This is a genomic window from Bradyrhizobium sp. 87 (genome assembly GCF_023073015.1).
GTDB lineage: Bacteria > Pseudomonadota > Alphaproteobacteria > Rhizobiales > Xanthobacteraceae > Bradyrhizobium > Bradyrhizobium canariense_D.
Genome location: NZ_JADPIQ010000084.1, coordinates 121,706 through 138,620 on the forward strand (window position 1 = coordinate 121,706; position 16,915 = coordinate 138,620).

19 protein-coding genes, 1 tRNA gene and 1 pseudogene are annotated in these 16,915 nt (G+C 63.9%); 7 read left to right on the forward strand and 14 right to left on the reverse strand.

The window, feature by feature from the left end; all coding sequences use genetic code 11:
- Nucleotides 1–5 precede the first annotated feature (5 nt).
- A complete protein-coding gene (locus IVB50_RS20250; protein WP_018455277.1) occupies nucleotides 6–320 on the forward strand; it encodes a hypothetical protein in 315 nt (104 codons plus the stop codon).
- A gap of 62 nt (nucleotides 321–382) precedes the next feature.
- On the opposite strand, the gene IVB50_RS20255 is transcribed toward IVB50_RS20250, so the two are convergent.
- From IVB50_RS20255 to IVB50_RS20265, 3 genes are all read right to left on the reverse strand, one after another.
- The gene (locus IVB50_RS20255; RefSeq protein WP_026232915.1) at nucleotides 383–1,123 is read right to left on the reverse strand and encodes a hypothetical protein; all 741 of its coding nucleotides are present in this window, start codon (nucleotides 1,121–1,123) and stop codon (nucleotides 383–385) included.
- Between the two features lie 98 nt (nucleotides 1,124–1,221).
- On the reverse strand, nucleotides 1,222–2,094 hold the full coding sequence (locus IVB50_RS20260) for a DMT family transporter (RefSeq protein WP_018455279.1): 873 nt from the start codon (nucleotides 2,092–2,094) through the stop codon (nucleotides 1,222–1,224).
- 102 nt (nucleotides 2,095–2,196) lie between these two features.
- Nucleotides 2,197–2,643: a hypothetical protein gene (locus tag IVB50_RS20265; RefSeq protein ID WP_007603109.1), complete on the reverse strand. Its 447-nt coding sequence runs from the start codon at nucleotides 2,641–2,643 to the stop codon at nucleotides 2,197–2,199.
- A 289-nt stretch (nucleotides 2,644–2,932) separates the two neighbouring features.
- Between IVB50_RS20265 and IVB50_RS20270 the strand changes: the two genes are divergently transcribed.
- Nucleotides 2,933–3,196, forward strand: coding sequence for a hypothetical protein (locus IVB50_RS20270; protein WP_018455280.1), 264 nt, complete (start codon nucleotides 2,933–2,935; stop codon nucleotides 3,194–3,196).
- 50 nt (nucleotides 3,197–3,246) lie between these two features.
- Here IVB50_RS20270 and IVB50_RS20275 read toward each other — a convergent pair.
- Nucleotides 3,247–3,688: pseudogene (locus IVB50_RS20275) on the reverse strand (host attachment protein); the annotation flags it as partial.
- 312 nt (nucleotides 3,689–4,000) lie between these two features.
- On the opposite strand from IVB50_RS20275, the gene IVB50_RS20280 reads away from it, so the two are divergent.
- The 3 genes from IVB50_RS20280 to IVB50_RS20290 all read left to right on the forward strand — a co-directional run bounded on the left by IVB50_RS20280 (nucleotide 4,001) and on the right by IVB50_RS20290 (nucleotide 5,986).
- Complete coding sequence (locus IVB50_RS20280; RefSeq protein WP_018455281.1) at nucleotides 4,001–4,273, forward strand: hypothetical protein; 273 nt, start codon at nucleotides 4,001–4,003, stop codon at nucleotides 4,271–4,273.
- 438 nt (nucleotides 4,274–4,711) lie between these two features.
- The gene (locus IVB50_RS20285) at nucleotides 4,712–5,677 is read left to right on the forward strand and encodes a helix-turn-helix domain-containing protein (RefSeq protein ID WP_026232916.1); all 966 of its coding nucleotides are present in this window, start codon (nucleotides 4,712–4,714) and stop codon (nucleotides 5,675–5,677) included.
- A gap of 156 nt (nucleotides 5,678–5,833) precedes the next feature.
- Nucleotides 5,834–5,986 carry a hypothetical protein gene (locus IVB50_RS20290; protein WP_018455284.1) on the forward strand — a complete coding sequence of 51 codons (153 nt, stop codon included), beginning with the start codon at nucleotides 5,834–5,836 and terminating at the stop codon, nucleotides 5,984–5,986.
- A 50-nt stretch (nucleotides 5,987–6,036) separates the two neighbouring features.
- On the opposite strand, the gene IVB50_RS20295 is transcribed toward IVB50_RS20290, so the two are convergent.
- The 3 genes from IVB50_RS20295 to IVB50_RS20305 form a co-directional block, all read right to left on the reverse strand.
- A tRNA-Arg gene (locus IVB50_RS20295) sits at nucleotides 6,037–6,113 on the reverse strand.
- A gap of 152 nt (nucleotides 6,114–6,265) precedes the next feature.
- Complete coding sequence (locus IVB50_RS20300; RefSeq protein ID WP_018455285.1) at nucleotides 6,266–6,796, reverse strand: hypothetical protein; 531 nt, start codon at nucleotides 6,794–6,796, stop codon at nucleotides 6,266–6,268.
- Nucleotides 6,797–6,955: 159 nt separating this feature from the next.
- Complete coding sequence (locus IVB50_RS20305) at nucleotides 6,956–7,525, reverse strand: hypothetical protein (protein WP_018455286.1); 570 nt, start codon at nucleotides 7,523–7,525, stop codon at nucleotides 6,956–6,958.
- 179 nt (nucleotides 7,526–7,704) lie between these two features.
- Between IVB50_RS20305 and IVB50_RS20310 the strand changes: the two genes are divergently transcribed.
- A complete protein-coding gene (locus IVB50_RS20310; protein WP_018455287.1) occupies nucleotides 7,705–8,088 on the forward strand; it encodes a VOC family protein in 384 nt (127 codons plus the stop codon).
- Between the two features lie 45 nt (nucleotides 8,089–8,133).
- Here IVB50_RS20310 and IVB50_RS20315 read toward each other — a convergent pair whose 3' ends face one another.
- A complete protein-coding gene (locus IVB50_RS20315) occupies nucleotides 8,134–8,631 on the reverse strand; it encodes a hypothetical protein (RefSeq protein WP_018455288.1) in 498 nt (165 codons plus the stop codon).
- A gap of 256 nt (nucleotides 8,632–8,887) precedes the next feature.
- Between IVB50_RS20315 and IVB50_RS20320 the strand changes: the two genes are divergently transcribed.
- On the forward strand, nucleotides 8,888–9,238 hold the full coding sequence (locus IVB50_RS20320; RefSeq protein WP_018455289.1) for a GrlR family regulatory protein: 351 nt from the start codon (nucleotides 8,888–8,890) through the stop codon (nucleotides 9,236–9,238).
- Nucleotides 9,239–9,334: 96 nt separating this feature from the next.
- Here the strand turns inward: IVB50_RS20320 and IVB50_RS20325 are convergent, their stop codons facing one another.
- From IVB50_RS20325 to IVB50_RS20350, 6 genes are all read right to left on the reverse strand, one after another.
- Nucleotides 9,335–12,022 carry a PAS domain S-box protein gene (locus IVB50_RS20325; protein ID WP_018455290.1) on the reverse strand — a complete coding sequence of 896 codons (2,688 nt, stop codon included), beginning with the start codon at nucleotides 12,020–12,022 and terminating at the stop codon, nucleotides 9,335–9,337.
- A 124-nt stretch (nucleotides 12,023–12,146) separates the two neighbouring features.
- On the reverse strand, nucleotides 12,147–13,073 hold the full coding sequence (locus IVB50_RS20330; RefSeq protein ID WP_018455291.1) for a DMT family transporter: 927 nt from the start codon (nucleotides 13,071–13,073) through the stop codon (nucleotides 12,147–12,149).
- Between the two features lie 80 nt (nucleotides 13,074–13,153).
- Nucleotides 13,154–13,969, reverse strand: a complete 816-nt coding sequence (locus IVB50_RS20335) for an NUDIX hydrolase (protein ID WP_247297045.1) — start codon at nucleotides 13,967–13,969, stop codon at nucleotides 13,154–13,156.
- 4 nt (nucleotides 13,970–13,973) lie between these two features.
- Nucleotides 13,974–14,927 carry a dihydrodipicolinate synthase family protein gene (locus IVB50_RS20340; protein WP_018455293.1) on the reverse strand — a complete coding sequence of 318 codons (954 nt, stop codon included), beginning with the start codon at nucleotides 14,925–14,927 and terminating at the stop codon, nucleotides 13,974–13,976.
- A gap of 28 nt (nucleotides 14,928–14,955) precedes the next feature.
- Nucleotides 14,956–15,834 (reverse strand): SDR family oxidoreductase, encoded by an 879-nt coding sequence (locus IVB50_RS20345; RefSeq protein WP_247297047.1) that lies wholly within the window; start codon nucleotides 15,832–15,834, stop codon nucleotides 14,956–14,958.
- Between the two features lie 150 nt (nucleotides 15,835–15,984).
- A complete protein-coding gene (locus IVB50_RS20350; protein ID WP_018456496.1) occupies nucleotides 15,985–16,845 on the reverse strand; it encodes a MaoC family dehydratase in 861 nt (286 codons plus the stop codon).
- Nucleotides 16,846–16,915: the final 70 nt, after the last annotated feature.

Here is a 16,915-nt window from a genome sequence, read left to right on the forward strand (position 1 = left end):
ACGATATGGACGACGACAAGCCGATCACCGAACAGGCGATGGACACGATCACCACCGCCGTGGAAGCGACCAAGGACGCCGCTGTCACTGCGGTGAAGCAGGTCAGGAAAGCCGCCAAGAAGGCTGCGAAGAAGGTAGCGCCGAAGAAGGCGTCCAAGAAGAAAGCCAAGAAGGCTCCGAAGAAAACTTCGAAGGCCACCAAGAAGACTTCGAAGAAAGCTGCAAAGAAGTCGTCGAAGAAGGCGGCCAAGAAAACAGCAAAGAAGGCCACCAAGAAAGCTGCCAAGTCGAAAAAGAAGGCCACGAAGGCCAAGCGCTGATCGCAACGCTCAAGTCTCCGGGGGCGGACGCGCCCGGAGACGGCTCCAGCGATACCCTACCCTCACCGCTTGGCTGCGCGCCGGCCCGGGTGATGCTCGCCTTGCGGATCGCGAAATTCGCTGCGATGGCCGCGCCGGTCCTCGGCGTTGAAGCGCCGGCGCTTCTCGGGCGAGCCGAACTGCTTGATCGATCTCCTGCCGTTCACCTTTTTGATGACGTAGCCGCCCTCGGTCATCGAGAACGGCTCCTTGAGCAATCCCATGTGGTCGAACTTCGTGCCGCGGGGATGCTTGAAGGGTTCGAACCAGGACGGATAAACGAAGTTCGACATCGGGAGATCGTTGACGACGAAGGCGTCCTCTTCCACTGCGTCGCAGACCTCGTAGGCGTATTGGGTGTGCCGGGTCTTGTCGGCCCACAGATTGGCCATAGGGTCGAGCACCATCTCGAACAGCTCATGCGAGGCTGCCAGACTGACCGGATCGTCCTTGGACAGCGCCTTGAGGAAGATCTTCGAGATCGGCTGTCCCCGATGCGTCAATTCATGCCGCCCGAGGAAATTCTTGTGGGTCGCATCGTCGAAATAGACCAACTGCCAGTCAGTGGGCTTCGGCTTGCGGGTAACGTCGAGATCGACGGGGTAGCCCCAGACCGGCAGGAAGTGCTCGTCATAGCATTTCTGCAGCGCGGCCGTGAGCCGCGCCATCATCTGCTCGCTCATCATCTCCTCTGCATAATTAATGCAGGCAATCCGGACTGGCTTCAGGGACCTGCCAAGCAATGCGCGTCTCGCCTTCTTCATGGAAAATCACCTGTGAAAGGGGCACTGAAATGCGCCGACCCTAGCACGAACGCGCCGCGCACGTCAGGGATGTATTCGAGCGGCTTGGCCCGCCGGCCCTAGAAGCGTCGGTTGACCACGAACACCGCGGCCGCGCACATCACCATGCCCGCGATCGCCAGCGCATCGAGCTTTTCTCCGAACAGCAGATAAGCCATCAGCGCCGTCACGGCGGGCACCAGATAGAACAGGCTTGCAACAGACGTGGCGGCGGCGTGGCGGATCAGCCAGTACAGCAGCCCGATCGACCCGATCGAGAGCGCCACGGCGAGCCAGGCCAGCGCGAGCATGAACTCGCGCGTCCAGTGCACCACGCGGTCCTCGAACAGGAACGCGCCGATCGCGAAGAAGATCGTGACGGACACGTACTGCACGAGATTGCCGGCGCGCCAGTCGATGTGGTTGCAGTAGCGGCGCTGATAGAGCGTGCCGAGCGTGATGCTGATCAGCGAGACCACCGAGGCGAGCCAGCCGAGCCCGGCTTCGCCGGTCATGGGACGGCCGTGCAGGATCAGCACCACGCCGCCGAGGCCAAGCACGAGCCCCGCCCATTGCACCGGCGTCACCTTCTCCCCGAGCCAGCGGTTGGCGATGGTCGAGGTCAGGATCGGCTGAAGGCCCGGAATGAGCGCGGACAGCCCGGCCGGAATCGAGTGAGCGATCGCGATTGCGGTGCCGCCGAGATAGAAGCCATGGACGAGAATGCCCGCGACTGCGCTGTGCGCGATGCCGATACGATCCGGCCATTTCGGTCGCGCGATCGCGACGATGATCGCCATCAGACCGACCACGAACGCCATGCGGATGGCGAGGTAGGTCAAGGGATCGGCATTGTTGACGACGTATTTGGTGCCGATGAAGCCCGTGCTCCAGAGCAGGACGAACAGGATCGGCGCGGCGCGGGCGGCCAGGGCTTCTTGATTGTGGTTCATTGCCGACCTCATTGCCTCACAGGGGGCCGATGCGGCAATGCGAATTTCGGCCAATTTCGTCCGGGCGATGCTGCGCTGCGACGGACCGGACGGCTCAGCGGCTCACCATTCGTCCGGACAGGGATCGATGATCTTCCAGAGCTCGACGCCGTTCTTGATCTTTTTCATGTCGGTGGTGAGCCCGCCATTGCGGCGAATCCAGTCCTTCACCGTGTCGGGGTAGTAGGCCATCAGGTCGGACGTCCCCTCCGCGCTGGTGACCTTGATGCCGAAAGTGAAGGCCTTGTCGTAGTAAGCCTGGTGGAAGCCGAGGCTGGCGCGCGGCGTCACGCAGATCTTGTTCATCGGCACGATGCCGAGCACCAGGGTGCAGGCCGAGTTGCAGATGCCGTCGATGATGACGCGTTCGCCCTTCTCGCGGACGCGCTTGTACTTGGCCTTGTACTCCTCGACATAGCCGCCGTGGTCGCGGGTAATATGCAGCTCGGCCCGCGCCGGCGTGGCGGCGACGACCGAGAGCAACAGCAGGCTCAGAAGCGTGATGCGCATGGCGAGGTGACGGCGAAAGCCTTCAGGAATGGACCGGTCTATGAACCCCGAGAAGCCGGCAACAGGAGTCTTGAGCTAATTCTCTTTGGTCATACTTGTGTGGGGAATTCGTTAAGCATCTCGAAAAGGCTAAAAATGGGCAAGTCCGGACCACAGAACCGGCAATTCTGTCACACCCACCCCGGAATCTGCGGGATTGGCGTCGATTTCCGGGCTGCAGACGGGTGTTCCGGCCGCCCGAACTGGCTATAAACGGCTGACCTATTCGTGCGGGTTCCGGAGATTCGAGATGAGCAAGTTGAAGCTTGTAGCCGCGGTTGCTGTCCTGTCGGCCGCAATCCTTGCCCCTGGCCTCGCAGAGGCGCGGGGATACCACCGGTACCATCGCCACTACACGAACCCGCTGCCCTACCCGATCAGCTATCTGCACAATTACGGGCCCGGCATCACGCCCGGGACGTTCGCCTTTTACGACGGCCCGTCGACCAACCATTGCTACCAGAGCGCAGCCGCCTATGTCGGCCAGGACCGCCGTCGGCACCCCTGCTTCTGAGGGGTGCAGGCGCGTCCTCTGCGGGGGCCGCTATTTGGCGGCGCGGACAGCAGTAATTGCTTCTCGATCTCGTAGACCGGCAGTTTGACGAGGTCCTTGCCGACCTCGCCCTGGAGTGCCTTGCGCACCACATCCGAATAATCGGCGCGAATCATCCCAAGCGCACGCGGCGAGGCCACCATGGTCAAGGCCGAGGTTCTCGCCTGAGCTGACGGCGGAATCGAGCCGTCCGGCCAGGCCGCGCAGGAAGGCGCGCTCGGCCTCGTCGTGCCAATCAGTCTGCTCCACCGAGCTGCGCGTGCTACCGGCCGCGCCGTGGAGCCTGCCCGGCGCGTCGGTCCCTTGCGCACCGGTCGAGGGATTGGGCTGTTCGTGCACCTCCCTGGTGTGGAGGTTCGGAAACATCTCGTCGCCGAGGTTTTCCAGAATAAGCGCCTTGCGCCCGTCGCACACGACCAGCCAGTCACCCTTGTCGATTCTCATTTGGTCCATTGCACAGCTCCAAAGCCACCTCGCTAGCCAGCTCATCGAAATGCTCGAAAGCTGGCCACGACGCCAAGCTTAGGGACGAAGCTGCACCGACGAATTGCGCGGGATCAAGGACGGCGGCGATGTCCTGCGGAGCGCAACGCAAGCGCAGCATTGGTCAAGAGCGCGAACCTGGGATAGTCTGGCGGAGCTAAAGGTCAGGCCTGCGGCGGGCTGGGCTGAAGACCTGTTCATCAGCATTACATTTCGGTCCCGCCACAATTTGATCAGAACAAACTTCGATATCCCTGTATTGCGTAAGCGGAGAAAGACATCATGAAGCTGAGAATTGGCCTCGTCGCCGCGTCCCTGTTCGGTGCGTTGGTCGCATCATCGGCGGCGTCTGCCATGCCCATCGCGCCTGCTCCTGCGACGCCGCAGGTCTCCGACGTCGAGCAGGTCCGCATGGTCTGTGACGCCTGGGGACGCTGCTTCTGGCGCCCGAACTACTATGGATACTACGCCCCGCGGCCCTATTACGGTCCCCGATATGCACCGCGCTTTTACGGTGGCCCTCGCTATTACGGACCACGCTATCGCCGCTGGTGATTCTAAAGGGGCCCTTCGGGGCCCCTTCGCTTTTGCGAGATCAAGGATGTTGGTCTGGAGTCATTCCAAAACTGATCTAGATCAAAGACGCAATCCGCCACGCCGTCATTCTCCGACGATGGTCGATTTGATCGTTTTTCGATGTCCCCAGACGGGCATGAATGTGCAGACACATCTGGAGAAGCAACTGAGACAGGAGGCACAGAGCTTTGCCTCCTTCGCCTGTCCCGCCTGCACGCGGCTGCATTTCATCGACCTCGCCTCCGGCCAGCCGATGACTCGAGATCGTTGACGACGACACCGATCCGCCAAGCTTCATGCCATGATGTCCGCAATACTACGGCCCGGAATCCGGTTTACTGAAGCGCGATGTTTCGCCATTGATGGCGATGTTCCGACGTTCATTTGATTGTCATATTGCAGCAGCCGGTCGCACGCATGTTGTTCGACGCCCTCGCCCCATCCTCGGCGCTTCAATTGATCGGCTTTGCCGACGTCGATGCGTTTCGGCCCATCGAGTCGATGGAAGATGCGAGAAGCATTCCGCTCGACGTTCGGAATTTCGCGGCGGCTCGTGCTGTCGTCTCCCTGCCCGGCTGCCGCATCGTCATGATGCGCTCGTTCGCGCGCATCCTCGACGCCGCCTATCGGATGCCCGGGGGGATGGTGATCCTGCCCATGACGGACGACCTTCAGGTCAATTCCAAGGGCATGGATCTGGACGCGCGTTTCTTCATCGCGCTCCGCGGCAGCGATGAATGCCATTTCGTCGAGCGCCGGACCAATCATCATGCGATGATCATCTTCTCACCCGGCATGAGCGACCGGGGCTGGTTCGATCAGGCGGACGACTTGCGGGCCTATGTCGCGAACCGCCCCGCTTTGCTCCACATTCGGCAGCTCCTGCTCGACATTCTGCGAACCGCGTCGGTGCAGCCGGCCCTGTTCGAAACGACCGAGGTCGCCGCCCATCTCCAGGAAGGCCTGCTGCTCGCGCTCGACGATCTGTTTCGCATTGATTCGCTCTCGGACCGGAGTGCCTCCGTCCAGGGCGAGCGGTCGATCAAACTCGTGCAGCGGATCGACGATTACGTCGCAGCACATCCGACTGCTCCGATCTATACCGCCGATCTCGCCGGCGAGTTTGGCGTCTCGATCCGGACGCTCGGCGGCGCCGTCAGCAAGGTGCGTGGCATGAGCCTGCATCAATACATTCGCCTGAAAAAATTGTGGGCGACGCGGTCTCGCCTTCTCAAAGGCGGGGGTGCCAACGTCGCCACATGCGCGCGCGCCCAAGGCTTTCACCATTTGGGGGAGTTTGCCGCAGCTTACCGCGCGACCTTCCACGAAGCGCCGTCCGACACGCTGGCACGGGGCCGGCAAGCCGGTCCGACGGCGCGCTGACCAGATAGGCTCCGGCCTTCCGACGCGGCGCGCGCCTCAAGGGAACCAGTTCCTTCGAACCGAATTATCCAAGCAGTGCGCCGGCGGCGCACTGAAGCACCCCGCGCCCCACACGCGGGTTTTTTCTCGCCGTCAACCAAGTGGTTCAGGAAAAAAATGTCTATCAGCCGCAACGTATTGTTTCTGATCATCGGTGCTCTGGTCGTCACGGCGGCCGTGCTCGGCTACAATCTCTACCAGACGAAGAAGCAGCCCGATGGCCTGCAAATCAATGTCGGTCCCAACGGGCTGAAGATCCAAGGCAAATAGAGGCGGCTCACGGCCTCGCGCCAGATCCGAGAAAACTCTGGCCCTGCAAGTGGCGCGCTCGGAGAGATTCGAACTCCCGACCCTCGGAATCGAAATCCGATGCTCTATCCAGCTGAGCTACGAGCGCCCTGGCCCAGATCTTGGACCGTAACCGAGACGCCCCAGATAGCTGCTGGCGAGCCAGCAGGCCGGGCGACGTTCGGATGGGTTCGAATTAGCAGAGAGGCCGGCCAATAAAAAGCCCTTCCGGCCTCGATTCGGGACGGGTCAGACCCGCCCTCACCAGGTGCTGTTGAAGAAGCCGAAATGCGGCTGCTGCGCCATCACCATCATCGGCCGCCCTTGCTGCGGCACCGGATGCGTTCTGGCGACCTTGCGCTTGGGCTGCTGCGCCGGGGTCTGAGGAGGCTGGGCCTGCGCCTGAACTTGCGGCTGAATTTGCGTCTTGGCCTCGGTCCTCTTGACCGCAGCGGTATCGGCCTTCGCGGCCGGCGTGAATTGGGCGAACGTCTCGCGGACCCGCGCCTTGGCTGATATCTCGGCCAAAGCGGGTGACATGCTCTCCACGGGCGGCTGGGGAGCCGCGACGGCGGCGATCTTCGCCGCAGGGGCGGCAAGCGTCGGCTGACTGGTGTCGAGTACGACACGCTCCGGCAGGTGGCGATCGGACCGGATCCGAATCAACGGCTGTTCGTTGCTTGCGGTTGCGATAGCCTGCGTCACAGGCGAAGTCGGCAGAACGTAGTTCGCCGCGAACAGCAGTGCGAGCAAGGCTCCACCGACGAAGAAGAAATACCGAAAGATGGGCATTGGCCACGCTCCGCCCGCCGCATCCCCGCGTGGGCTCTCCGCCTTAACAGGCGATCATTTAATTAGTTCCTGGCCCAGCCGTTCGGTTCAAATGGCGACGCCAAGTTTTTCGGCCAACCCCCAGGACAGTAACTTTTCCGCTACCCGGCACTGCCGGCCTTAGGTCCGGCGTGCTGCCACAAGCGAACACTTCGCCTGATCGGCATTCACGTTGACGAAGCCGACAGGAATGCGCGCAAAAGTCTTGCGGCTCTTCATGCTGACCGGATCCGCCAGAACGCGGGTGCGGTCGGTGAGATGACTGCCATCACGCCGCGCAAAAGCGCAGACGATCTCGACATCCTTTACGGCATAGTCGTTGTCGTTGCGCAGCGTGAGCGTCACCAGCGCCTTCGATCCAAGGCCGCCGCGGCGCCAGGTCTGAGATGAAATCCTGATCCGGCCGAGTTCTGCCATTGTCGGAATCTGAGCTTCGGAGGCCGGCGACACGGCGACCGCATCGCGCGAAGGCGCCGTCTCGACGGCTGCCACGTCAGACCTCACCGGTTCGGCACTGTTGCCTCTGGAGACGGGGAGCAGCATCCAGATGCCGCAACCGACGATGATGGCCGCCAACAGCCACAGCAGGCCTCGCCCAAATGAAACGCTCGCGATCGTCACCGCCCGCGCCAGTCGTTCGCCGGTCCCGGCGAAACGCCCTAACCCGATGCGGTCAAACCCAGCGCTCATGGTTGCCTCACCGATCGCAGCGGAAGCACGTTTCGACAACGGATTCGGCCACTGCTTACTTAATCCGGAAGGCGAACTAAGGTTCCCGCGCAGCTGCCGAGTCGGCAAGAGCGGTGGCGGTCACGGGCCGAGCCCGCTAACATGCGCTGCAACATCAAGATCCGTCGGGAGAACACGAAATGCCAGTCGTCACTTGGGATCACGTCCATCTGCGCAGCCCCGATCCGGAGGCCACGGCGGCCTGGTTGCGGGACATCCTCGGTGGCGAGATCGTGCAAGCGCCCGGACGGATCGACGTGAATCTCGGCGGCGCAAGGATCTTCATTGCGCCCCTCGAGGGCGACAATGCGGTCAACCCGCCGCCGCCGCACCCGCATCAAGGCCTCGACCATTTCGGTCTCACGGTGAAGGACATCGACGCCGTCGCCGCCGAGCTCAAGGCCAAGGGCGTCACTTTCACGCGCGAACCGACCACGATCCGCCCCGGCGTGCGCATCTGCTTCATCCGCGGCCCCGAAGGCATCTCCATCGAGCTGCTCGAGCGCGACAAGAAATATACCTGACACGGCGCGCGCCGCTCACCGGGCGACGTTGCCTCCCGGCGTGCCTCAAGTCATGCTGCCGGGCATGAAGCAGCGGACGGCGACGCCCATGTAGCCATAGATCGGCCAGACCATGGTGCGCCCCACCCGGCTCGGCTCCGAGATCACGGCCTCCTCGGGCACCTCGACCCAGACGAGCTCCTGCGGTCGGCCGTCGATCACGTAGCCATAACGCGGGACGCGGACCCGATAGTGCCCGTCCTTGCTGTCCCAGTCGGTGTCCGAGAGCGCCGAGCCGTCGGCATCGGAGCAACAAGGCCCCTTGCCGCTTCGCAGTCCGTCGAACCAGGCCTTCAATTCGGCATTGGCGTTGACGAACTGGCCGCGGTCGCGCGCGTGGCCGAAGGGGGCCGCGAGTGCGATCAGGGCCAGGACGCATGCTAGGCTCGCCACGGTTCGCCAGCATGCCGCGCCGCCGATCCGCCGTTGTCGTGTTTCGCAAATCGTGGGACGCACACTGTACAGACGCGGCTTCTCGCCGCCGGAATCGATCCAGTTGCTCACGTTTGTCTTGCTCCAGCACCCCGCGGCCAGTGCAACAATGGTTATGCATTTCGCGGGCCAACTTGATTCGCAACGACTGGCCTCGCTTCATGATCAGACCGTCATGGCAGTGTCATAGACAAGCCGGGACAATTACGGCTCACGGGCAAGCTCGCAAGGTCGGCGGCCAAACTGCCGCGTTGCGTGGCCGCATGCCCTTTGGCATAAATGCCTACCGGCTACGCCATTGGGCGATGGCGGCCGGCCTCGGGACGTTATGAAGAACGGCCTCTATTCGATTCACGTGAACCTGCTCGATGGTCGGGTCGGCAAGGGCAGCGGCGTGATTCTTTTTCGCGACGGCAAGATTCTTGGCGGCGATGCGTACCTCTATTACACCGGCAGCTACACGGTGAAGGACAACACCTTCAAGGGTGAGGTGCTGGTCCAGCGTCACACCTCGCCGCGGGGCGACGACAATCCGCTGTTCGGCGGGCCTGCCGCGGTCGGCATCGGTGTCAGCGGCACGTTCACGGAGACGCGCGGGGACATGACGGGCACCGCGCTGGTCGGCAAGGCCAGCCAGATTTTCGGCGCGACGCTGCACAAGCTTGCGGAGGTCGACTAGGACTTCGGTTCTGATTGAATCAACCAAAGCTCTCAATTGTTGATTCGACGCGTTTTCATCACGCGAACGGCATCCACTTCGCTCGAAAACCGCTAGCTATTCGGCGGCCTGCTCGAGCGGCGCCACGCGCGGCAGGATGATCTGGATACGTGTGCCGCTGCCCGGTTCGGAATCCAGATCGAGCCGTCCGCCGAGCCTGTTCGTGACGATGCTGTAGACGATGTGCAGCCCGAGGCCGGTGCCGCCCTGATCGCGCCGCGTCGTGAAGAACGGATCGAAGGCACGGCGGCGGACGTCGAGCGACATGCCGCAGCCATTGTCGGAGAAGATGATCTCGACATTGTCCTTGCCGGACTCGCGCACCTGGATGTCGATGGTCCCCGGCCGGCCGTCCGGGAAGGCGTGCGCCACCGCGTTGAGAAACAGATTGGTCAGCACCTGGCCGTAGGGTCCGGGATAGCTGTTCATGGTCAGATCAGGCTGGCACTCGACGTTGAGCGTCAGATTGTGCTTGCGAAGGCCGGGCCGCAGACTCATCACCACCTGCTCGGTGAGGTCACCGAGATCGAAGCTGCGCTGGTCCGAATAGTTGCGGTCGGCGGCGACCTGCTTGAACGACTGGATCAGCTCGGCGGCGCGATTGAGATTGGCGACGAGCTGCGAGGACGCGTCGCGGCTGGTATGGAGAAAGTCGTTGAGCGTGGAGCGGCGCAGCTCGCCGCGTTCGACTTCGGCGGTGAACATCGCGGTCTTGCGCTCCAGCGCGGAGGCGACCGTGAGGCTGATGCCGACGGGATTGTTGACCTCGTGCGCGACGCCGGCGACGAGGCGCCCGAGCGCCGCCAGCTTCTCCGCCTCGATCAGCGAGGCCTGGGTCTCGCGCAGATTGCGCAGCGCGGTCTCGGCGGATTCCTTGGCTTTCCGCATCTCCTGCTCGCCGCGCTTGCGCTCGCCGATGTCGAGCGCCACGGTGACGATCCGCTCGATCTCGCCTTCGGCATCGAGCAACGGCAGCTTGTTGACGAGCCATTGCCGCATGTGGCCGGAAGAATCAATGTACTCCTCTTCGTAGAAGCCGAGGCCCTTTCGCAGCGTCAGCACGCGCTTGTCGCTCTCGTCGGACTTGGCCGCGCCGTAGCGCGACATCAGGTCGGCCGTGGTGCGGCCGAGCGCATCGCCGGGCTCGATTCCGAAGATGCCGGCCATGTAACGGTTCATCAGCACGTAGCGCAGGTCGCGGTCCTTGACGTTGATGACCGCTGGCACGGTGTCGATGACCTGCTGGAGCAGGCGCCGTCCTTCGGCAATGGCGTCTTCCGCGCGCTTCTGGTCGGTAATGTCGCGCAGCGTGCCCTCATAGCGGACGATGTTGCCCGCCTCGTCGCGGACGCCGGTGGCACTGTCGGACAGCCACAGGATGTCGCCGCCGCGCTGGCGCACCTGGTATTCGAACTCGCGCACCATTCCGTCGCGTGCCATCAGCCGCTGATATTCGACGCGAGCCTCGGGATTGACGTAGATGGTGTGGGCGATGTCGTTGATGCTGTCGATGAGGTCTTTGGGGCTGTCATAGCCCATCATCCGCGCCAGCGCCGGATTGGCGTTGAGGAGGTCGCCGGCCGGCGTCGTGACATAGATGCCGTCGACCGAGCCCTCGAACAGTTTCCGGTAGCTCTCTTCGGCAAGGCGTTGCTCGGTCAGTGCGCGCACCGCCGCCTCGCGTGCCGTGTCGGCCTCCTCCAGCGCACGGCGGAACACTTCGGCCGCCCGCGCGATGTCGCCGATCTCGTTGTCGAGGTCGGCGGACGGGATCGAGGTGTTCTTCTCGCCGGCTGCGAGCGCGCGGATCGACCGCGCGATCTGGGCGAGCGGACGGACCGTCCGCCGCACCACGAAGCCGGCCGCGAGAATGCCGATCAGCACACCGATGGTACCGAGCACGATGCTCTGCCAGCGCGCCTCCGTCAGCGTGCGGGCAAAGTCGCGCGACAGCACGTGACCGCGCCGGGCGCTGACCTCGCGCAGCAATTCGGTGACACGGCCGATCAGCCGACCCTCGGTTCCCAGCACCTCGCGGTCGATGTCGGCGATCTGCCGTTCACGGACCGCGACCGCGATGATCGCCTCGGCGTACTCGTTGACCGCCGATCTGAGCTTGGGATCAGTGACGCCCATCGCCCGCATGCTCTGCGCCGCCTGCTCGGCCGCGGACGGGTTGCGCGCAAGCAACCCAAGCGCGATCCGGCTCTGCGCTTCCGACAGGCGGGACGCCAGCTCTCGGTCCGCAGTGCCGGAGACAGCTGCGTCGAACTGGTCGCGGAGCGGCGGCAGCCCGGCAAGCAGCTGGGCGCGGCGGTCGATCAAGGTCGAGATCCGCTCCAGGCCGCTGCGATAGGTCGCAAGCCGCTCGCTGACGCCGTCGATCATATCCTGCTGCTCGGGCACGAGCTCGATGCGGGTCTTCTTCAGGATGTCACTGAGCGTCGAAGCCGCCTCGCCCACCTGCTTGAACTGGATGCCGGCGCCAGGGTCGGTGACGAAGTCGCGCGCGGCGAGCCGCAGCTCGTTCATGCGGCGGTCGATGTCCTCGGCGAGGTCGCCGACGCTCTGCAGCCGCTGCAGCTCGGCGAAGGTCGTGTCGATGTGCCGGATCGCAATCACGCTCGCGGTCGAGGTGACGATGATCACCGCCAGCACCAGAAGGAAGCTGCCGAACGTGAGCTGGCCGATGGAGAGCGAGAAAGTTCGCTTTTTCTCAGGGGTCGGCGTCAATTCGGCGGACATTGGTGATGTGTGGACCGGGCCATTGGAGCTCCAATATACGACGTATTGCAGTCCCGGGGGAACATGCGTCTGGCCGCCGAATATCCTTAATGTTGAAGCCCTACCGGCCTCCTTGGCCCCGGTTTTATGACGTTTTGACGCCGGCCGGCCGCCGGGCCGGGATGGTCATGGCGGCGACGCCGAGGACGACGCAGGCAAGGCCGATCCAGGCGGTCCGGCTCAGGCTCTCGCCGAGGAAGGCGACGCTGATGGCAACCCCGATCGGCACGCGGAGATAGGCCTGCGCGGTGGTGCCGACCGAGCCCAGGGTCTGGATCAGGCGGAAATAGATCACGAAGGCCGCGGCCGTCGAGAAGGTCGCCAGCGCGAGCAGCGCCAACACGGAACTCAGCGAGGGCGACAGCGTCCAGGGCTGCTCGACGATGAGCGAGGCCGGGAGCAGCGCCGCCGCCCCCGCCAGCAACGAGCCGGCCGCGGGCGCCATGGGATCGAGGCCCTTGAAGCCGCGACCGAAGATCGCGGCGCAGGCGTAGCAGATGGTGGCGGCAACGATCGCGGCCTCCGCGACGAGGCCGCTTCCAACATTATGGAAGGCATCGACGCCGACGATCAGCAGGATGCCGGCCATGCCGGCGACCACCCCGACCAGCTTTCGCGGTGTCGTCGCCTCGTGACGCGTCACAACGGCCGTGAGCAGGAAGGTGAAGATCGGGCCGGCCGAGTTGAGGATGGTCGCAAGTGCGGCATCGACGTGGCGCTCGCCCCAGGCGATCAATGTCCAGGGGATCACGCTATTGAGCACGGCCTGGAAGGCGAAGCGTCGCCAGGTCGCGGCATCCGTCGGCAGCCTGATGCCCCGCGCCCACATGATCGCGAGCAGCAGCAGGCCCGCAATCGTTGTGCGCGCCGCGATCAGCGTGATCGGCGGAATGGTGGCGACGCCGAGCTTGATGAAGGTGTAGGAGCCACCCCAGAGCGTCGCGAGCGCGAGGAGCAGCGCCAGCTCGACGGCGATATTGTTGTCCTGCCGATTGCCCTGTCGGTTGTCCATGTCGCGCGCTCGATCCCGTTGTCAGGGACGGAACCTAGCGCGTCTGCCCTCGCCGATACTTCGCTTTGTATCGAAGTGTCCTAGCCGATGGCCCCGACCTCGAACACCTCACCGTCATAGCCGGCCTCGCGGGGAATGCGGAGCTGACGGCCGGTTTCGGTCTTGGTCATGACAGGCATCACCGTCACGACGGACATGCCGCGGGCGTGCTCGAGCGCTGCGCTCACGCTGCCCTGCTTGGCGAGCCGGATCAAATTGCGCGTTGTCGGGAACGGCAGCTTAAAGCGGCCGCTCTCGCCGCCCTCCACCGCCTCGCGCGGCGAGACCCAGATCGAATCGGTCGACTCCCGGCCATCATGCGCGCCGAGCTGGTCGGGCGGTGCTGCCGCAAGGAAGAACCAGGTGTCGAAACGTTTTGGCATGCCCTCCGGCGTGATCCAGTGCGCGTAAGGCACGAGCGTATCGAGCGCGAGCTGGAGGCCGTTGTCGGCCAGAATGCTCAGGAAGCTGATCTTGTGCTCGTTGAGCGCGACGCGATGCGCATCGGCGATCTCGCCAGCGCGCCTGGCGTCAACAGGCGTGCCCGAATCCTTCGAGCGCGCCAGCAGGATGCCGCTTTCCTCAAAGGTCTCACGGATCGCGGCGATCCGAAAGCCGCGATCCGCTTCGCTCAGGCCCTCGCCGCCTGAATACAAGTCGGAGCGCTTGACGATCTCCTGATCGCCGGCATCGACGCTGCCACCAGGAAACACCAGCGCGCCCGAATTGAACTCGATCTGATGATGGCGGACCATCATGAAGACTTCGATTTCGTCGCGGCTCTTGCCGTCGACCGTCACGCCGTCGCGCAGCAGGAGGATCGTCGACGCAGGGCGTGATGCTGATGCCTCGGCCATTCGACTAACCTGCGGCGCTGGATTGCGGGCCGAGATTGGCGCGCTTGTCGACGCGGGCGACGCGCGACAGCAGGTAATCGACCTCCGCCTTCGCCATCGGGGTGATGGTGGCGCCGGGCTTGCGCTGGGCGCTGGAGGCAATGATGCCGCGCTTCTGCAGCACGTATTTGCGCACGGCAAGGCCCGCGCCGGGCTGCTGCTCGTAGCGGATCAGCGGCAGATGCGCGTCGAACAGATCATGGGCGGCGTCGCGCTTGCCTTCCTTCGAAAGCCGCACGACGTCGATCAGGAGTTCGGGGAAGGCATAGCCGGTCATGGCGCCGTCGGCGCCGCGCTCCATCTCGAAGTCCAGAAAGAGCCCGCCATTGCCGCAGAGGATCGAAAGCGGCCGCAGCGAGCCGTCCTTCTGGAAATTGCGCAGCGTCGAGATCTTTTCCAGCCCCGGCCAGTCCTCGTGCTTGAGCATCACGCAGTTCGGATTGTCGGTGACGATCTTGCGGATCACGGCCGGGGTGAACACCACCGACAAGGTCAGCGGATAGTCCTGGAGCACCCAGGGCACGTCGGGGCCGATGGCCTCGGCCGCCTGCTTGTAATAGCCGACGATCTGGTCGTCGGTCCGCAACGACGGCGGCGGCGCGATCATGACGCCGGCCGCGCCCGCATCCATCGAGGCCTTCGCCAGCGAGCGCATGGTGGCAAAGCCCGGCGCGGAGACGCCGACGATCACCTGCATCTTCTTGGCGCGCTTGACGAAGCGTACCGCCACCTGTTCGGCCTCGGCGGCATCGAGCTTCGGGGCCTCACCGAGGATGCCCAGCACAGTGACGCCGTCGCAGCCGACCTCCTCGTAGAAATCGGTCAGGCGGTCGATCGAGCGCTCGTCGATCCGGCCGTCATCGTGGAACGGCGTCGGCGCGATTGCGAAGGTGCCCTTGGCGTCGGCGGTAAGTTTCATCGTTGTCCTTGTTTCTCTCTGTCGATGGCTAAAACCGCCGCGCCCCCATCTTGATCTGCTCTTCGGAGAAGAAGATCTCCTTGGCATGATCGGCGATGTCCTGGGCCTTCCAGCCCGTGTGCGGCGGCTTCCAGCCGTCCATTTCCATCATCCGGATTTCGCGCACGCCGCGGGGCCCGGACACGCCCAGCACCTTGCCGGTCTGGTCACCGGACAAGTCGCTGACCATGTATAGCACGGCCGGCGCGATGCCGTCCGGACCCAGCGCCGCGCCGGGGTTCTCCTTATAGCGGGGCAGGTCTGCGGTCATGCGGGTCAGCGCGCCCGGCGCAAGCGTCCAGATCCGGATGTTGTATTTGCGGCCCTCGATTGCCAGCACGTTGGACAGGCCCCAGATGCCGCCCTTGGCCGCGCCGTAATTGCTCTGGCCGAAATTGCCGATCAGGCCCGAGGTCGACGAGGTGTTGACGATGACGCCGCCGCCGTTTTCCCGCATCCAGCGAAATACCGGCATGGTGCAACAAAAGGTGCCCTTCAGATGCACCTTGATGACCTTGTCCCAGTCGGACTCAGACGCCTTGGCGAAGGTCTGGTCGCGCAGAATGCCGGCATTGTTGACGAGGATGTCGGCGCGGCCGAAATGCTTGATGGCGTCGTCGAACACCGACTGGCCGCCTTCCATGGTGGAGATGTCGGCGCCGTTGGCGACCGCCTTGCCGCCTTCGGCCTTGATCGCATCCACCACGAGCTGCGCCATCGATGTGTCGGCGCCGGAGCCGTCACGGGGCCCACCGAGGTCGTTGACGACGACGGAGGCCCCTTCCCGCGCGAACAGCTTTGCGTAGGCCTCACCGAGCCCCCCGCCCGCGCCGGTGATCAGCGCAACCTTGCCGTCGAGTAGTCCCATGGTGGCTCTCCCTGTTTTGTTCTTTTGCTCCGTCATGGCCGGGCTTGTCCCGGCCATCCACGAACTTGATCGCCAACCGCGCGAAGAACGTGGATGCCCGGGACAAGCCCGGGCATGACGAAATAACTCAGAGCGCGACGAGCGGCATCATCACCCCAGCACCGTCTTGCCGTTCTTGATCACAGTGACGCCGCGCGACTTTACCTTGGCTTCGAACGAGATCACGCTGCCGTCCTTCCAGAGGTCCATGGTCACGGTCTCGCCGGGATAGACCGGCGAGGAGAACCGCGCGACGTGCTGGCGGAAGGCGGAAGCGTCGTAATCGGCATAGGTCTGGAGCACGCCGCGGCAGGTGATGCCGTACGTGCACATGCCGTGCAGGATTGGACGTGGGAAGCCGGCCTTCTTCGCGAACTCAGGGTCGGAGTGCAGCGGGTTGCGATCGCCGCAGAGACGATAGACCAGCGCCTGGTCGGGACGCGTCACGATGTCGATGGTCGTGTCGGGTGCGCGGGACGGGCTCTTGTGCGGATCCGGCTGGGTCAGGTTCGGCCCGCCAAAGCCGCCGTCGCCGCGGGCGAAGCGGGAGGCGACCAGAGTTGCCAGCTTCTCGCCCTTCTCGTTCTTGAGCACGGTCTGATGGCTGATGACCACGCCCTTGTCCTTGCCCTTGTCGTAGACTTCGACCACGGAGGAATCGGCGGTGATGTGCGCGGCGACCGGCAGTGGCTGGTGGAAGGTGATGTCGCGCTCGCCGTCCACCACCATCACGCGGTTGAGGTTCATCTCGCCAGGCCCCGCGCCCCACGCGGCGACGGATGCAAAAGTCGGCACCACCTTGAGCGGTCGCGGCGTCAGCGTGCCCTCGTTGACGAAGGCGAGCTCGTTCTCGTCCATCGGATCGGCGCCAAGCCCAATGCCGTAGGCATAGAGCATCACTTCGCGGTCGGTGTAGGCATATTTCTGGCCGAGGTTTTTGAGGCCTTTGAGTTCGTCGTATCTGGCGGACATTTTTGTTGTTTCCTCCCGGCAGTTTCAGCGAATGGCGGCGCCCATTGATGCGCCCTCTCCCCTTGCGGGA

Bases quoted from the DNA above. Each gene is read 5' to 3' on its own strand.
- IVB50_RS20310 (WP_018455287.1), top strand. From the start codon at position 7,705: ATGCCAGTCGTCACTTGGGATCACGTCCATCTGCGCAGCCCCGATCCG.
- IVB50_RS20345 (WP_247297047.1), bottom strand. From the start codon at position 15,834: ATGGGACTACTCGACGGCAAGGTTGCGCTGATCACCGGCGCGGGCGGG.
- IVB50_RS20280 (WP_018455281.1), top strand. From the start codon at position 4,001: ATGAAGCTGAGAATTGGCCTCGTCGCCGCGTCCCTGTTCGGTGCGTTG.
- IVB50_RS20335 (WP_247297045.1), bottom strand. From the start codon at position 13,969: ATGGCCGAGGCATCAGCATCACGCCCTGCGTCGACGATCCTCCTGCTG.
- IVB50_RS20285 (WP_026232916.1), top strand. From the start codon at position 4,712: ATGTTGTTCGACGCCCTCGCCCCATCCTCGGCGCTTCAATTGATCGGC.
- IVB50_RS20265 (WP_007603109.1), bottom strand. From the start codon at position 2,643: ATGCGCATCACGCTTCTGAGCCTGCTGTTGCTCTCGGTCGTCGCCGCC.
- IVB50_RS20350 (WP_018456496.1), bottom strand. From the start codon at position 16,845: ATGTCCGCCAGATACGACGAACTCAAAGGCCTCAAAAACCTCGGCCAG.
- IVB50_RS20255 (WP_026232915.1), bottom strand. From the start codon at position 1,123: ATGAAGAAGGCGAGACGCGCATTGCTTGGCAGGTCCCTGAAGCCAGTC.
- IVB50_RS20330 (WP_018455291.1), bottom strand. From the start codon at position 13,073: ATGGACAACCGACAGGGCAATCGGCAGGACAACAATATCGCCGTCGAG.
- IVB50_RS20325 (WP_018455290.1), bottom strand. From the start codon at position 12,022: ATGTCCGCCGAATTGACGCCGACCCCTGAGAAAAAGCGAACTTTCTCG.
- IVB50_RS20250 (WP_018455277.1), top strand. From the start codon at position 6: ATGGACGACGACAAGCCGATCACCGAACAGGCGATGGACACGATCACC.
- IVB50_RS20290 (WP_018455284.1), top strand. From the start codon at position 5,834: ATGTCTATCAGCCGCAACGTATTGTTTCTGATCATCGGTGCTCTGGTC.
- IVB50_RS20305 (WP_018455286.1), bottom strand. From the start codon at position 7,525: ATGAGCGCTGGGTTTGACCGCATCGGGTTAGGGCGTTTCGCCGGGACC.
- IVB50_RS20270 (WP_018455280.1), top strand. From the start codon at position 2,933: ATGAGCAAGTTGAAGCTTGTAGCCGCGGTTGCTGTCCTGTCGGCCGCA.
- IVB50_RS20300 (WP_018455285.1), bottom strand. From the start codon at position 6,796: ATGCCCATCTTTCGGTATTTCTTCTTCGTCGGTGGAGCCTTGCTCGCA.
- IVB50_RS20260 (WP_018455279.1), bottom strand. From the start codon at position 2,094: ATGAACCACAATCAAGAAGCCCTGGCCGCCCGCGCCGCGCCGATCCTG.
- IVB50_RS20320 (WP_018455289.1), top strand. From the start codon at position 8,888: ATGAAGAACGGCCTCTATTCGATTCACGTGAACCTGCTCGATGGTCGG.
- IVB50_RS20340 (WP_018455293.1), bottom strand. From the start codon at position 14,927: ATGAAACTTACCGCCGACGCCAAGGGCACCTTCGCAATCGCGCCGACG.